17 protein-coding genes are annotated in these 16,057 nt (G+C 37.6%); 4 read left to right on the top strand and 13 right to left on the bottom strand.

Features of this window, described 5'->3' with window-relative positions:
- Nucleotide 1: 1 nt before the first annotated feature.
- Entirely contained in the window at nt 2-1,261 is a 1,260-nt protein-coding gene (locus ABD000_RS04310) for a serine hydrolase (RefSeq protein WP_343764322.1), read from the top strand.
- Here the strand turns inward: ABD000_RS04310 and ABD000_RS04305 are convergent.
- Both ABD000_RS04305 and ABD000_RS04300 read right to left on the bottom strand, forming a co-directional pair.
- On the bottom strand, nt 1,234-4,041 hold the full coding sequence (locus ABD000_RS04305) for an NTP/NDP exchange transporter (protein WP_343764320.1): 2,808 nt from the start codon (nt 4,039-4,041) through the stop codon (nt 1,234-1,236). The two genes, ABD000_RS04310 and ABD000_RS04305, sit on opposite strands and share 28 nt — an antisense overlap.
- A gap of 12 nt (nt 4,042-4,053) precedes the next feature.
- Nucleotides 4,054-4,977 carry a serine hydrolase gene (locus ABD000_RS04300; RefSeq protein ID WP_343764318.1) on the bottom strand — a complete coding sequence of 308 codons (924 nt, stop codon included), beginning with the start codon at nt 4,975-4,977 and terminating at the stop codon, nt 4,054-4,056.
- Between the two features lie 292 nt (nt 4,978-5,269).
- On the opposite strand from ABD000_RS04300, the gene ABD000_RS04295 reads away from it, so the two are divergent.
- From ABD000_RS04295 to ABD000_RS04285, 3 genes are all read left to right on the top strand, one after another.
- A complete protein-coding gene (locus ABD000_RS04295) occupies nt 5,270-6,229 on the top strand; it encodes a TerC family protein (protein WP_343764316.1) in 960 nt (319 codons plus the stop codon).
- A 96-nt stretch (nt 6,230-6,325) separates the two neighbouring features.
- Nucleotides 6,326-6,670: an HPF/RaiA family ribosome-associated protein gene (locus tag ABD000_RS04290; RefSeq protein ID WP_343764314.1), complete on the top strand. Its 345-nt coding sequence runs from the start codon at nt 6,326-6,328 to the stop codon at nt 6,668-6,670.
- Between the two features lie 2 nt (nt 6,671-6,672).
- Entirely contained in the window at nt 6,673-7,080 is a 408-nt protein-coding gene (locus tag ABD000_RS04285) for an arsenate reductase family protein (RefSeq protein WP_343764312.1), read from the top strand.
- Between the two features lie 466 nt (nt 7,081-7,546).
- On the opposite strand, the gene ABD000_RS04280 is transcribed toward ABD000_RS04285, so the two are convergent.
- The 11 genes from ABD000_RS04280 to ABD000_RS04230 form a co-directional block, all read right to left on the bottom strand.
- Complete coding sequence (locus tag ABD000_RS04280) at nt 7,547-7,828, bottom strand: hypothetical protein (RefSeq protein ID WP_343764309.1); 282 nt, start codon at nt 7,826-7,828, stop codon at nt 7,547-7,549.
- Between the two features lie 3 nt (nt 7,829-7,831).
- Nucleotides 7,832-8,683, bottom strand: a complete 852-nt coding sequence (locus ABD000_RS04275; protein ID WP_343764307.1) for a formate/nitrite transporter family protein — start codon at nt 8,681-8,683, stop codon at nt 7,832-7,834.
- A 35-nt stretch (nt 8,684-8,718) separates the two neighbouring features.
- Nucleotides 8,719-9,171, bottom strand: a complete 453-nt coding sequence (locus ABD000_RS04270) for a nucleoside deaminase (RefSeq protein ID WP_343764305.1) — start codon at nt 9,169-9,171, stop codon at nt 8,719-8,721.
- Nucleotides 9,171-9,629, bottom strand: coding sequence for a hypothetical protein (locus tag ABD000_RS04265; protein ID WP_343764303.1), 459 nt, complete (start codon nt 9,627-9,629; stop codon nt 9,171-9,173). Before ABD000_RS04265 ends, ABD000_RS04270 begins: the two co-directional genes overlap by 1 nt.
- Before the next feature lie 15 nt (nt 9,630-9,644).
- Nucleotides 9,645-10,019: a hypothetical protein gene (locus tag ABD000_RS04260; RefSeq protein WP_343764301.1), complete on the bottom strand. Its 375-nt coding sequence runs from the start codon at nt 10,017-10,019 to the stop codon at nt 9,645-9,647.
- A 41-nt stretch (nt 10,020-10,060) separates the two neighbouring features.
- Complete coding sequence (locus ABD000_RS04255) at nt 10,061-10,813, bottom strand: SDR family NAD(P)-dependent oxidoreductase (protein ID WP_343764299.1); 753 nt, start codon at nt 10,811-10,813, stop codon at nt 10,061-10,063.
- Complete coding sequence (locus ABD000_RS04250; RefSeq protein WP_343764297.1) at nt 10,813-11,433, bottom strand: nitroreductase family protein; 621 nt, start codon at nt 11,431-11,433, stop codon at nt 10,813-10,815. The genes ABD000_RS04255 and ABD000_RS04250 overlap by 1 nt, the downstream gene beginning before the upstream one ends.
- Nucleotides 11,434-12,156 (bottom strand): MBL fold metallo-hydrolase, encoded by a 723-nt coding sequence (locus ABD000_RS04245; RefSeq protein ID WP_343764295.1) that lies wholly within the window; start codon nt 12,154-12,156, stop codon nt 11,434-11,436. It abuts the gene before it with no gap.
- A gap of 92 nt (nt 12,157-12,248) precedes the next feature.
- On the bottom strand, nt 12,249-12,500 hold the full coding sequence (locus tag ABD000_RS04240) for an acyl carrier protein (RefSeq protein WP_343764293.1): 252 nt from the start codon (nt 12,498-12,500) through the stop codon (nt 12,249-12,251).
- A 221-nt stretch (nt 12,501-12,721) separates the two neighbouring features.
- A complete protein-coding gene (locus ABD000_RS04235) occupies nt 12,722-13,999 on the bottom strand; it encodes a beta-ketoacyl-[acyl-carrier-protein] synthase family protein (RefSeq protein WP_343764289.1) in 1,278 nt (425 codons plus the stop codon).
- Nucleotides 14,000-14,636: 637 nt separating this feature from the next.
- Nucleotides 14,637-15,695, bottom strand: coding sequence for a T9SS type A sorting domain-containing protein (locus tag ABD000_RS04230; protein ID WP_343764285.1), 1,059 nt, complete (start codon nt 15,693-15,695; stop codon nt 14,637-14,639).
- Between the last annotated feature and the right edge of the window lie 362 nt (nt 15,696-16,057).

Here is a 16,057-nt window from a genome sequence, read left to right as displayed (position 1 = left end):
TATGAAAAAAGTAACACTACTTCTATTATTTGTTTTGGCCTTTTTCAGCCTGGGGTTTACGTTTTACTATCCTATAGATGGCTACTCCCGCACAGGCATTAAAAGGTTATTGCCTATACAAGAAAAGTTATTACAAGAAAAAGAAAATAGTAGGATTCGTTACGGTGCGTTTTACAGCATAGAAGATATTAAACTACAATTACGTTCAAGAAAAGGTGACAGTGCTTCAACCTTACTTAAAGAAGATAAAGCATTAGAAGAATTGTTGAGACCCCTGTTCCCCACAAGCGGATATTCTGCTGCAGTGTTGGACATGACAGATCCTAAAAATTTACTGTACGCAGATTTTAGAGAAAATGTAGGTTATCAACCGGGAAGCGTGGGAAAAATAGCAGTTATCAATGCATTATTTGATCAACTGGCTAAGGTATGTCCTGATTCATTTGAGGAACGCGTACATATTCTTAAAAACAAACGGGTGGGAGCCGGTTTTTGGGGAACTGGAGATCATCATACTATACCCGTATATAATGCTGAAAAAAAGAATGTATTAAAACGGCAGGTAGTGGCCACAGATACCTTCTCACTGTACGAATGGGCAGATCACATGTTATCAGTAAGCAACAACGGGGCGGCAAGTGTTATATATCGTGAAGCATTACTGATGAAAGCTTTTGGAAGAGACTACGAAAATTTAACTCAAGAAGAGGCGAATGCTTTTTTTAAAGAGACTCCGCGGGATTCCTTAACTAACTTATCCTACGATGTAGTGAATGAACCTCTTAGAGAATTAGGAATTGATAAAGACGAATGGAGATTAGGTGGTTTTTTCACCAACGGACCTGATAAGTATATTAGTAGAAAAGGCGGTAGCATAGGTACCCCGGTTGGGTTGATGAAATATATGGTTAATTTAGAACAGGGCAAGGTAGTAGATACTTCTTCAAGCCTTGAAATTAAACGACTTTTATATTTGACCGATCGCAGGATTCGTTATGCGGCTTCACCATCTCTTGATAGTGCTGCAGTGTATTTTAAATCGGGAAGTTTTTATAAATGCAACCGCTCATTAGGAACTTATTGTAATGATTATGCAGGTAACGTTTTTAATTACATGAATTCTGTCATTACTGTTGAACACCCTAACGGAAGAAAATACATTGTATGCCTAATGACCAATGTATTAAGTAAGAACTCAGCTGGTGCACATATGTATTTAGCGGGAAAGATTGATCAGACCTTAGCCGAAGCAGCAAAGTGATCTACTACTTGCGTAGCTTTCAATGAGATTTTTTTATTATGATGTTCCTTTAATTTACTTACGTGAGGGATCAAACGTTCATATTTATGTTCTAAAATCACATCAAGAACGGCTGATTTAACAGCAGCTCCCCTATTCTTTAATAAAAAAGCAAGACACTTAGAGGTTGTCTCAAAGTTTGCTTTTAAGGATTCATGTTGAGAAAACAGACTTCGATCAAGTTGATAATCAACCACACCTAAAACTTCATTTTTTAATTTGAATTCTACCAAGTTTTCTAAAAGTTCAAGACTACTGGTTTGCGCCTCTTCATTTCCATGTCGAAGTGCAGTATAAATCATATCTAAGTCAGCTGATTCATAATGCATCTTGAGTAGTTTGAAGAGCAATTCAAAACTATCCTTACGCTGTTTTTGGATAATATCGACAAGCCTGGAAGCTGCATTTTCACTAGATTGTGAAATATTATTTTTTTCATCCTCTCTCAACTTTTCTAACACCATAGCCGTATTCATGTAGTAAGTACATTCCTTTAAGATTAATGAAATAACTCCCTTTTTAATGAAATCAAATCGTTTAGAATAAGATTGACTTCGTTGAATCGCTTTGAATGTTTCTAACCTCAAATTAATCTTTTTACTATAGAGCAATTCTGAAACAATCTTTTTGGGCAATTTATACGTAAAGCCAAACAACAGGGAAGGTAGATGTTTGATCATTAAAGGATTCAGTTCTTCATTGGTGTACAGCGCTATGATATGCTCTGCTAACGTATCTCCAAATTTACGTAGTGCTTGAATTGCCTCTTTTTCATAAAGAGCCTGTCTAAGAAATAGAAGCAGGTCATCAATAAAATCGTGATTTCTACTAATTCCCATCGCTTTAATTGCTCCTTTAACCAAAAAAGTATATTCGCTTTTTGACGCCTGAGTTATCAAAATATAGTAGTTAGACTTTTCAGCGTGGGCAATAACCTTAAGAACCTGATTGATGTGCAGAAGATCGTCTTTGTGTGAAAGATGTTGAAATGTGATTTCTTCCGCTTGCGCTTTAATCCTGTTGTCAAGCTGAAATTTTAAGGCTAATGTATTATCTCTCTTTTTGTATTTAGCTAATAACACTAACGCTGAATCCCTTACGATACGTTTTGTATGATCTAAATATTTTCCGAAGAAACCCTCAAACGAAATTGAGGTATGTGTCAATTCATACTTGAGCGCATCCTGAACCAAGTTTGGGTTTGAATGCTCAACCAATTGCATGACTTCATTTTTGGCTGTATTTTTTTTGAAATTATATAACGCATTTATAATAAGACGCTTTGTTTTGTCTGAAGATTCTTGAAGGCATAAAATGATGTCACCCTTTAACAAGAACAACAACTCTTTTGAAGCATTTTTAAAAAAGTGTGCTATTTGTTGATCATCTTTTGATTGCAATACATATTTTGCGGCAGAAAGGGATTTAATACGTTTGTTTTTTAGTCCATCGTTTGTAATCCCGCGTTGTATGTTCTTTCTAAAAGAATTAAAATAAGCCCCTCGTAACCGATATATTAATACTAACCATACAAACAAGAAGAAAAGAATAATGACTGTAACGTAGAGTGAGCTTAAATTGAGGCGCTTAACAATAAACAACAATAGAAAACCAGCGATACCGGTTGCTATACTATCCACCACCACATCAATATAAGACTTAGCCTTATTCTTTAAATGATACGGAATAGGAAAAATACTAAGCTCTGTCGCCGCTTTATGGATGGATTGTTTAAAACTACCATCTAATCCTTTGATTATGATCAACACCCATAATTCTGGTACTGTTAGAACCATTAAACTTCCTATCGCTATACCTAACGGGAGTAGAAGAAGTGTAGAAGTGACGCCAATATATTTTAAAATTTTATTGGTAAGAAATAACTGAATTAAAAGCGCGATCACATTAAATGTAGAAAACCAGAATCCAAAAAAAGCGGTTAAAGGAGCTGTTTCTGGAATTTCCTTTTGGGCAAAATCACTAAATTGATAATCCACTAGTTTTGCGACTATCACCCCTACTCCAACGATGGACGCAAGTAAGGTGAGATGCCCAGATTTTTTAATGATGGTAAATGAAGATACATTTTCAGTTTTTTCTAATCCCACTCTGTGCTTAACACGTTGACGCACAATCGTACGTAATTTATGCCGATAGATGTAATTCAACACTGGTAGACAGGATATAAGCAAGACTCCTGCAATGATGATCATATTTGCATTACCAAGAATCGGAACAAATATAGAGGTCAAATATCCCCCGGCTATTCCACCGGCGATGGCTCCTGCACCAATAAAGCCAAACAAACGTTTGGCTTCCCTGGCATTGTAAATTGTATTTCCTAATAGCCAAAATTGTGAGGTAGTAAGCACAGCAAATAGTGCAATTAAAACGTAATACGCATACAGAACCCCGCCAGGCAATACGCCCAGATGCAATAGATAGGAAAGTAAAAAAAAACTGAGACTAAAAAATACAATCGACCATTGAATGACCTTAATCAGCCTAAATCGTTGTACAGCTAAGGTGTAAAAATAAGAGCTTATAATTGCTGTTACGGCTAATAGTAAAAAAGCCCACGGCAAGTTTGAGGCACCTAACTGTGATAAAAATACGGCGTTTACAGTAGGTTTAACAATTAAAAGAACCGTAATCAGCAAAAAGATATAGCCTTGCATTAGCAACGTAATCCGCGTCTCACCTTCTTTTAAATCAAATAATTTAGTAATCCAATGCCTCATACTTTAACACACCTATATCTTGGTTAAAGAACGGGAATCTTTGAGTACTTTTTCAAGGGGTTTGACTAAATTTCGAATAATTTGCTCTCCAAAATCGTTATCTACTAAAGCCACAATGATATATTTTCGCTCTGGGCCCCATACTAAAACAGAGTCTGCGTGATAGTTCTTCCAACTGCCAGACTTTCGGTAAAATGTGGCTTTAGGAGCTACCTTATCCAATGTATTGACGAATTTATGATGCAAGGCAGGATCTTTCATTATATCCAGCATTTGTTCAGATCGCTCTGTACTAATCAAATTACCTACAGCCAGCTGGTAATAAAAACTACATACTTGTCTTACTGTTGCGGCATGACTAAGTCCTTTGAGAGGATCTGGATATCTTCGCCCTCCGGCAGCATAGCGTTTACCTACCCATAATCCTCCTCCGGTTTCTTCATCATAGAGTTCATGGCGAGGTGCGCGAAGTACTTCTTCTATTTTTTCATACCCCACCCGATCAATGTTTCTGGTAGAAGCCTGATTATTCGACTTACTTATCATAAGTCTTAGATCTCTTTTCAACTCAGCAGTATATTCCAGTGTACCATCTTCAACCGCATCCATAACCGCCAAAAGAATAGCAATTTTGGGCAGACTAGCTGCATACATCATAACATTATCATTGATGCCGGCGTATTGAATGGCTTCGGGATCTGATAAATCTACAATTCCAACAGCCATTTTCTTTTTAGCGATTAAGGACTTCCAGCGTTTATTCTTGTTTATTTCTTTAGTGAGTGCTACGCGAAGTGTTTCGTCGCACAAATCCTTAAGTTTGATAATTTCTCCAGGGATATCAAGAGGTAAATCATTTTCTTGTGCGTGAAATTGAAATATGCCACTAAGCGTCAAAACCGCAGAAAGTAGGTAACGTATAATTTTATTTTTCATAAAAATTAATATAATAAAAACAATAGGTATAGCAAATGCTATCTTACTTTAATTAACAAAATTACATTGACATTGGTTGCAAATTACGGCCAAGGTTGTGATCAGTCATCCCTTTTGTTATAAGAGCAGAAAATGATTATGTTAGTAAAATGGATAACACAGTCTAAACTTTAGTTTAAAAATATGTCGCTAAACTACTACGGTCGCAAAAGTATTTTATTAGCGATCACTTATTGATTAATTAACAGTCTTTTGTGCGAAATTCATTAATAAGTACTACTATTTTTGTGCCATGATTTGGACAGGATTTATCGTTGTTATAATTTTCTTTTTAGCCTTGGATTTAGGCGTATTCAATCGTAAAGCTCATGTTATTGAAACTAAAGAAGCGGCGGGATGGACCACTCTATGGGTTTCAGTAGCTCTTGCATTTTCAGGTGTGATTTATTATTTATTCGATGCCGGACTTATCGATAATCCTACGAATATTACTCCCAAAACAGCTACAATAAAATACATTACAGGGTACTTGATAGAATTATCCTTGAGCATTGATAATGTGTTTGTGATTGCGGTAATTTTTAGTGCTTTTAACATTCCCGCTTTACATCAACACAGGGTATTGTTTTGGGGAATTTTAGGCGCTATCATATTTAGAGGTTTGATGATTGTTTTTGGCGTGGCATTAATCAATCAGGTAAGCTGGATTATTTACGTATTTGGTGCGTTTTTAATCTACACGGCTTACAAAATGTTGGTGTCAAAAGATACAGAGTTTGATCCTAAGAACTCCTTTATCTTTAATCGAATTAAAAAGATATTTCCGCTTACTGCTACGATACACGGGGACAACTTTTTTATCACAAAAATGGGAGTTCGTATGGCGACTCCACTCTTTGTTGCGCTAATTATTATTGAGCTTACTGATGTCCTCTTTGCGTTGGACAGTATCCCTGCGATTCTCGCTATTACTGCAGATCCGTTTATTGTATTTAGCAGTAATATCTTAGCAATTCTTGGTTTGCGATCGATGTATTTTCTGATCGCCCGTATGCTGGATAAATTTCGATTTATCAATTATAGCCTGGTCGTTATTCTTGGTTTTGTAGGAGTAAAAATGATTTTATCACATCACATTGAAATACCAGAATGGCTTTCATTGACGATCATAGTCACAGCGTTAGTGGGTGGTATTTTAGCCTCTATTTTTATTCCTAAGAAAAGTAGCGTACTGCCTAAGCAGGAAGCATAATAATACGCGTTGATAATAATTATTGTTGGCGTAACTTTATTTCTCAAAGGCCAAAAATTGCTAAGATGTCGTTAAACTATTCTTTAAGATTTTGGGATGCTTTTATCCTATCGTATCTTAGATGAACAAAATAAAACTATGGAGATTAACTTTAATTATGACGGTGTTACTAAAAGTGAACGCCTTGAAGACTTTTCAAAAGAAAAATTAGGAAAGCTATTTGAACATTATGATTTTCTAATCCGTGCAGATGTTTTTTTTAAAACTGAAAACACTACCAGCACAGATACCGGTATGGTCACCAGTATTAGACTAAGCGCCCCAGGACCCCGTTTGTTTACAGATACCAATACAAATACGTTCGAAGACGGTATCCAAACCTGTGTTAACGAGTTAACGCGCCAACTAAAAAAGCGTAAGGAAAAAATGAAATCGTTTTAATTATGGGAATCATTGCTAAAGATGATAATCAGATCACACTGATCTATAATCCCGAAACATCCCTTGGCAAGCAAGTTAGAGCTTATGCAGCTTCATCAAAGGCTGTGCTACAGGTTGTAGACTTGTCTAATCAAACCTTGGCAGATAGTGAGTGGGCAGAAATTTCTAGTCTTTTGGGAAAACCTCTAAGAGATATTATTTCACAAGATCACCCAATATTTAGAGAAGCTTACGGGAATAAGGAGATTCAGCTTACTGATGATCACGATGCGATTAAACTACTCAATAAACATCCCGAAATAGTGGTTTACCCTATTCTGATTCGTGGCGATCAAACGATACAGGCAAAAACATATGCTGATGTTCTGAAACTTATCGAAAGTGATTCGGCAGATATACGAATACCGTAAAATTACGAATCGACTAATTACTAAGCACTATTTTAACGAATGGTGCTTTTTTTTCTGCGGAAAAATATGCCAAACCTTGATATTCTCTGTACTAAAACTAAATTACACAACTCCTGAACACTTCACTAATACGTATTCTATTACCGAAGTATACCATTGTCTCAATGTAACTAACGTTGTTTGAAACCTGAGGCCAGTCTAAAATGCTATAGCGTAAAGATTTACTGATTAAAAAATTTACTATCTGCGAAGTCTCTAAGGGATCCTTAACATTTTTATGTTAAGGATCGTTATAGTTTTAGTGAACACGTTTTTATGCATGTACCTTTAAAATAAAACGCATGAAAAAGTTCTTTAGAGTGCTCACTGTTTTTCAAGTTGGTTATCAGGCATACCGCATGTACAAGGAGAGAAAGCAAAAGAAAGCGAGTAGTAAATCCAACACTAAAACGGCCTAGACCTAAGGCTAATCGTTATTTTTGAGTTTTTCCAGGTATTCACGGTATATCTTTTCTGCCTTCTTCATATCCTCATTACGATGGGGATGATGCTTGGAACGCTGTTCCATCGTGACACAAATCTGCTTCGCATGATCACGCGTGATTACTTCTTCTTTTAAGAGATGCTTCAATTTATCTACACTCTCTTCGGCAGTTTCTTTGTCTTTAAATCCTAATCCTTCTACTGTTGTTTCAGGATTAGCATCTGTATATAAGTCATCTGACTTTTCTTCATCTTTTTCCGCCATAAATCATCGTGTAAAATTATATGCAAAAGAGGTGTATTTCAATACGGCTACAAAAACGACTCCGCCAATCGCGTTGCCTATGAGCGCTATACTTTGAAATATTGCGTAGTCATTAAATCCAACTTTGCCAGAAGTGACCATGCCTGCGAACACTTCGATATTACCCACGATGCTATGGTGTAATCCGGTAGCACCAATGACCGCGGTCACTAAGTAAATAATTACTATTCTACTAATCGTACTATCGGCAGAGGTCAATAACCATGACAAAAGCCCCATCAACCATCCAGCTAAAATTGCACTACCCATAATAACGGTTGCCGAATAATGTGAAACGTGCTTCGCAATTTTCTCAATTGCTTCAAAATCAAAAAGACCCAAGGCGGGACCCAATAATATCGCAACTCCTGCCATAATAAATCCACCTACTAAATTACCGGCAATAACCACTCCCCATAATTTAAGTAGCTGCCCAACAGTTTTTTTCTTATTAAGTACGGGTAAAAATAACAGTGAGGTTTGTTCTGTAAATAAAATTGATTTCCCTAATACGATCAAAATGAATCCCACAGGGTATACAAATGCAGTTAACTTCCATATCGTATCATCTGCTACACGATCTCTAAAAAAGAACACTACTACACATAAAAGGATATAACTAAAGCCTATTTCCAATCCCGCCGTAAGAGAACTTAAAAATATACTTGAATTACTTTGCTCATAGGTTTCAATTCCTTCACTAATTTGAGTGTTTAAAATTTCACCATGTGAACGCATATGACCCTCCTCAGACGAATGGTTCTTTTCGGTATCTTCTAAACCCTCGTCTACTTTATCAGTTGTATTTTCAGACATAATTGGTATTAGTTAGTTCGTTGTAATATTAAATCTTAGTCATTCCCCCAAACCTGAAGTGCCTCATCGCGCAAAAGTTGATGAAGGTTAAATTCCTCACGACGTTTTTCTTCAGTTGAGTTATAATACATGTTAGCATATTGATATCCGGCTTTTTTGGCATCCCCAGCCGAAGCACCAAAATAAATTTTTTTAAATCCTGCCCAGTAACTTGCTCCCAAGCACATCATACAGGGTTCACAACTGGTGTAGAGAATACACTGTGACAAATCTTTTGATCGTAGGCGTTTACAAGCCTGCTGAATAGCGTATGTTTCAGCGTGCAAAAGACAATTGTTCTGTATGTTGACCTGGTTGTACGCCGCCGAAATCACGTCATCATTTAAAACGACAACAGCCCCAAAAGGGGCTCCGCCTATCGCTTGTTTTCCTTCGTATGCAAGTGATATTGCCATACGCATGTAATCCTCATGAGAACGTCTAATCACTACTGTTGCTTACGTTTCATTTCATCTTCGTCCATTTTTCTCAAATCGTTCTTCTTCTTCATGGATTTACTCGAAGACTTCTTTTCTTCATTGTTCACCATTTTAAGCGGTTGTATTTTTTCTCTTACTTCGAGGTAAAGAGGATATTGATTTCCGGTAAGAATATTGCGCATTGAAGCTTCTTCTGCCTTTTGTAATTCATATAGTGCGTCAAGTTTAGCTTCTTCAGTCTTGCGACTATTCATCACATTTTCACGATCGATTAAAAATTCTTCAATCTTAATTGCCATCTTCATCCGCTGTTCTGCGCGTAAGCCCAGCTCAGCATCGTATTTTTTAACTAATTCTCTGGCTTGTTCATCTTTTGCAAGATCACCCTTTTGTAAAAAAGGATCCTGAGCTTGTAAAGCTAATACTGCTGAAAGAAAAACTACCAGCATGAGTCCATGTTTTTTCATTGTATACTATTTTTATTAAACTTCATTTTTAGTACCATCATTTTTCATCCAATTTTTTTCTGATGGTGTATGTTTATTCTGTAACAGCAAATAAAATGCCAGTGCGTGTAAAAGTTGTGAAGGTAACCACTCCCACTTCTCCAAGATACACGTTCCAAACATTAATACTCCCATGAGCAAAATACCTCCCGCTAAACCATAACGCATTACTCTATTTCCCACAAGAATGAACATACCACATACGACTTCTGCTATGGGAATCACATACCCCATTGTCAATGAAGGCATTCCAGATAATACTGTTTCAGCAAATTGGTCACTGATACCTTGAGCTACATCGTGTAATTTAGGGATTCGTACTGCTCCATGAGCTGCGAAACTAATCCCCAAAACAAGTTTGAAACACCAATATGCTAGTTTTGAATTAGACATTATTGACTAACGCTGTAACCTCCATCTGCCATGACATTTGTAGCATTGATCGCACTTGCCTCATTACTTGCCAGAAAGGCAACTACTGCTGCGATTTCTTCCGGTTCGTTAAAGCTATGATTAGGAATTTGAGATTTCCATTGTTCCAAGGTTTCAGGACTTTCACTCCCTACCTCCTCCAAAATAGTCGTATTGGTATATCCTGGAGAAACACTATTTACTCGTATTCCATTAGGAGCCCAGTTTACTCCTAGTGTTTTAGTCATCTGGATAATCCCTGCCTTCGCAACATCATACCCAATGTGATGCTCTGGACTAACTACAGCAACTCCCGCAATAGACGCAATATTTATTATACAACCCGATTTTCGCTCAAGCATTGAATTACCAAAGTCCCGACAACAATAGAAAACACCATTTAAGTTGAGATCCATCATTTTTTGCCAGTCTTCATTGCTGTGATTCTCAGCTTTCTTGTCATTTGCAATTCCGGCGTTGTTTACCAGGATATCTAATGCATGGTATTTGGCAACCGATTTGATTTGATCAGTATTAGTAACATCCAGTAATACATAAGATGTTTTATATCCCAGATCATTAAGCTCTTTAGATTTTACAGTTAATTGATCTTTGTCAATGTCACTCAAAATCACTTCTGCTCCATCACTAGCCAGTCTCTTAGCTATTGCGAAGCCGATTCCTTGTGCGCTGCCTGTCACTAAAGCCTTCTTATGTACTAATCGTTTACTCATTACTTATCCAATTCAGCGCGATCAACATAATTTCCTTGGAACGTGAAATATTCCACTCTGTTTCTGCTGCGCTCTGCTTTTTCTTGATCTTTTAAATCATCAGAAAGATCATCCATATCGCCTCCATAATGTCCCAATGCCACCGCCGTAGCTACATGGTATTCTTCAGGGAATCCAAATTCTGCTTTAGCTTTGTCTGGGTTTACACCAGCCATTTGATGTACGGCAATGCCCATATGCTGAGCCTGTATACTCATCATAGCAACGAACTGCCCTAAATCGTGCAGCGCATGAAAATTATCTTTACCTTCAGGTGTAGTTTTTTTGTAAGCGGTAAGCAGAAGAACAGGAGCGTTTATTACCCAGTCTTTATTAAATTCTGATAAATGCGAAAAAATCCTATCATAGGTTTCACTTCCTTTTATTCCCCATACAATACGCCAAGGCTGCCAGTTGTAACAACTTGGTGCCCATCTTCCGGCTTCAAATAAATGATTTAAATCAGTTTCGGTGATTGGGGTATCTGCAAATTTACGCGGACTCCAACGGTTTTTAATTAAAGGATGAATATCGTATTCTGTAGGTGTTTTTTTTAATAAATCAGTTTCTTTGGCGTTCATTTATAAGGATTTTGTAGGTTCATCTTTGATTAAATTTCTAATCATATCGGCCTGTTGTTGATCTGTCATATCGAACTGAGGCTTACCGTGTAAAGGTAACATGTGTCGTACAGGTTCGTTAAACGATCGCCATGCCTCAATAAGACCGTAATCGGTTTGTTCATTAGTGATTGGTGGACGCTCAAAGTAATATTCATCACTCTCATAAGGTGAGCCAACTGCACTATCCCCTGTAAATAGCATTCCCTCATTGATACCTGTATATAGCATAATGCTTCCCGAAGTATGTCCGGGCATATGGTATACCTTAAGTCCAAATGCTTTAAGCGCATCTGGCTCTGTCATTACATCTTCTACTGCTCCAGACTGGTTTTTAGCATCCATCAAGTGCATATAAATTGTTGTATCCCACTCATTAGCAATCTCATCTAAAGAAGTGTAAGCCTGATCAAGTAAATCACCGTGGGTTAAAACAATACCTGCTATCTCATAGCCACTATCTTTAAAATGTTGTAAGGCCTCTTTGTTTTCAGGTCGTACCGCATCAATCAAGAGTATTTTTTGATAATCTAAATGTCGTATGGCATAGGTATTGCCAAAGCGATAAACATGCTTAGGAATTTTCATCAAAAAGGTGTCTGAAAGAATTTTCTCAGGATGCCCGTATACTGCAGTTCGTAGTTGATCCAAACGGCTAAATACCTTTAACTTTTCTTCACTCATTTGTTTTTTTAAACAATGTAGTTGTAGAAGGCATCTTGACAAAGATCCTTAAGGAATTTTAACGGCACGTTTAATAGAGATTTAAGAGAAGTCTACGCGCGTGTTAGTTTTTCATCAATAATACGAAGGGCATCATCTACGGTTTCCAACTGTTCCATATCCTCATTCTCTAACCTGATCCCAAACTCATCCTCAACATCTAAAATGATATCAACCAAGTTAGCTGAATTTATATTTAATTCATTGATCAAATGACTTTTAGGTGTTATTTCTTCAACCAAAACATCATCTGGTAAATAGGGTATGATAATTGTTTTCAGTTTATTGTAATGGGTGTTGTTCATGGGAAGATTCAATGTGGAAGGTTATTTGTTATTGGGTTATTGGGCACTGAGTTATTGGATTATTGGGTTATTGGTATTCTGGTAATGGATTATTCAAAAATCAGAAATCGAAAATTGTTAATCGTTATCGGTTATTGAGTTAATGATTATCGATCATGACGTGTCTTCAACGCGAATAAAATCGCCACTCATACACTCAACACTCATCACCTCATCGACTATTATTCAAACCGCTTAAAGATAACACAAGCATTGACATCCCCAAATCCAAAACTGGCTTTTATGGCAGTATCTATTTTTGCTGAAGTATATTCCTGCGGAATGCAGGTTGGAGCGATGAGCTCCTTAATGTTAGGATGCAGATCGGAACAATTGAGTTGCGGGTAAAGCGCCTGATATTTTAACTGAAGTACAGTAGCCACACACTCCATACTGCCCGAAGCTGCCAAACCATGCCCTATATTCGCCTTAGTGGCATTGATGGCAGGGAAGTCATTTCCGCTACGATCCAACGCGCTGACCCAATTTTGTATCTCTTCAGTATCTTTTGTTGTAGCTGTCAAGTGACCATTGATGTAATCTATTTCTGTTGGCTGTATGTTAGTATTTTGCAAACTCTTAATAATGCACTCCTGGACAGCACTTGGATTAGGAGCCGTCATGCTGCCGCCATTGGTTTGTCCGCCGCTATTGATATGTCCACCCAGCACTTCTGCATAGATGGTTGCCCCTCTGGCTTTGGCATGTTCGTAGTCTTCTATCACCATAGCTCCTGCCCCGCTCCCCGGAACAAAACCACTGGCCGAAGCACTCATAGGTCGGCTGGCTTGAGTGGGATTTTGATTATACTTTGATGGTAAAATACGCATGGCATCAAAACCTCCCCAAATGTATGGTCCGCTGTCGCTGGTGCTGCCAACCAGCATCACCTTGGCTTTTCCATGTCTGATACGCTCTATACCCATCAATAAAGCTTCTACTCCGGTAGCACAGGCACTGGAGTTTGCAGTAACTTGATTCCCGGCGGCAATCATTCCGCCCAAATAGGTACTCACTCCGCTAGTCATGGTTTGGAGTACGCTGGTACTGCCTAAACGCCGTACGTTATGATCGTCAATATGATGAATAGCTTCTCTAAATTTATCGGTCCCGCTGATCCCGGCTCCAAAGATGACTCCCGTGTTGGGTCGTTTTTCGTTGGATTGAGCGGCAAACCCGGCATTATTCCAGGCTTCCATACCCGCAATACATCCGTAGACAATCCCGCTGGCATTGAGTCCGCGGAGTTGTAATGGCGTAAAGACATTGGTTAAGTGCTGTTCTGTGACCAGGGGCATCCCTCCTATCTGACAAGAAAACTTTAGCGCTTCTAATTCACTGTGATGCCGTATCCCCGATACCTTATCACGCATAGCGGTATGGAACTGATCTATCCCAATGCCATTGGGAGCACAAATACCTAAACCGGTGATGACGGTGCGGGGGGAGTAGGAAATCATGTTGATGTTTTGCAATTTCTAAAAGATAAACATAGTTGAATTAAATGTAATTTAGAAAGAATCGTAAGATTTCTCATACTTCGTTTCACTCTGGTTGTAAATAATTAAAAAACAAGCAATTGGAAAAATAGAAATATACTTTGGTTAGAATTAGACTCCGCATCTGGCTACGCTCCGCTACTCGATGCAAGCAATTAATTTATAATTTTAATTTTTAAGTGTGATTGGGAATAGCTTCTCTACCCCTTGCCTCCAACGAACCAAATAATTCAGGAAGAGCATGGCATCCAGACGGGATGTGATTTCATGTCATATAATACTCTACTATTCGATGCCGGCAACTGTTATAAGTTTACATCTTTAGTAGTTGAATATAAAAATCCGCATTAGGCAAGGAATAACAATCGAGTATCTTGCTTCATTTCGATTCTTCAGTTTATTGGTAATCGAAAAATTTCACCATAGTCATCCACACAGCAATTAAAACTATTTTAGCATTACCTAAACTAGCTACAAAAGATAATAATAGGTAATCTATCTATGTAAAAGCTAATTCTACGATCAAGGCCATTACCCCATTTGTTTCATGAATTACATTTTATATTAATATGAAACGCAATTCATAGCTACGATAGCCCTAAGGCACTACTAATCGAACTATTTTTGAATTGACCCCTATCGTTGATCTACAAAGATAGATACCCGCAGGCCAGGTGCCTGCATCTATACTAATTTGGGCATCAGAAGTAATATCTTTGATCACTTGTCTCCCCGTAAGATCAAAAACCGTATACACTAGTTTTTCACTGCTTAAATTATTCAATAAAAATTCGCCTTCTTTAGCAACAGTATTACTAAAGAAAACACGCTCATCAAACGTCTGATCCACTACAGATAATTCTTGAAAGAAATAGACATCTGAGGTTACAGAACAGGTTTCAACGCCTGAAAAAAGTGCTGTTACTGTATAGTTTCCGGATTCTGTTGGAGTATAAGATGAAGCTGTTGCACCCGGGATTTCGTTTCCATCCAAAAACCAACTATAGCTTGAACCATTAGGTGTTGTCTCAAGGGTACCATTTACCTCTTCAATTGTTACCTCTTCGCCAGTAACGGTAAAGACTACTTCTACCCCACTAGAAATCCATTGCTGCGGACATTGAGCGTAACTAACTTCTAGCAAATATGCTCCTGCAGTTGAAACAGTATAGAAACTCTGAGGACCCTCCTGCACAACGCTACCATTACGCAACCATCTAAAATTAGAAGGTCCAGCAAACGCACTCGAAATTACAGAAGTTTCATTAAAACATAGATCTGTATCTGCATCATGGCTAATGGCAGGAAACTGAAATACCCACGTATCGAATAGTATATCATTAGAATCGGCAGTACAATCGTTATCAGTCATGGTTACGTAGACATAGCCAAAGCCTAAATCTCCGGCAACTATACTTAGCGTGTTACTGGTCTCCCCATTAAAATTGTTTGGTGATCCTGAAGGAGAGAATTTATATTTCCACTGATAGGCATCATATCCACTAGGCGCTGTAAATGTAATCACCTGGTCACTACATTGTATCTCATTACCCCCGCTAAGGTCTGGAGAAGAAGTAATCATCGTATCATATGAACACTGCGCAGAAAGTATGTATGAGGTAAAAATTAACGTGAGGAGAGCGTAGATTTTTTTCATTTCAAATATTTTAAATAGTTTCAGATCAACGTATAGCAAGATACTATTTTAGTTTTATATAAGACCTTTAGCGAGATTTTCGGTTGCATTCTCATAAAAGGCAAATTTATTGGAATAATCAGTACTATTGTGAATTTTAAAACTAAAAACAAGATTAAAAAAATAGATTCAAATATTTAGACACCTCCCTCCAAGAGTGAAGAGAATATTTAGTGGATATTTTTCGGACATTCTCCGACAAATAAAATGAGAGTAAGACAAAATAGTGCTGTGTTTGCATTAGCTGCATTAATTACCTCAACTGTTGGATCGTCGTAGGATCTATAGTAAATCAGCTTACAAAGCGCATTATGACTTCTTGC

This window comes from Gangjinia marincola (genome assembly GCF_039523415.1).
GTDB lineage: Bacteria > Bacteroidota > Bacteroidia > Flavobacteriales > Flavobacteriaceae > Gangjinia > Gangjinia marincola.
Note: the sequence above shows the minus strand (reverse complement) of the source record. Positions and strands in the feature narration are given on the sequence as shown.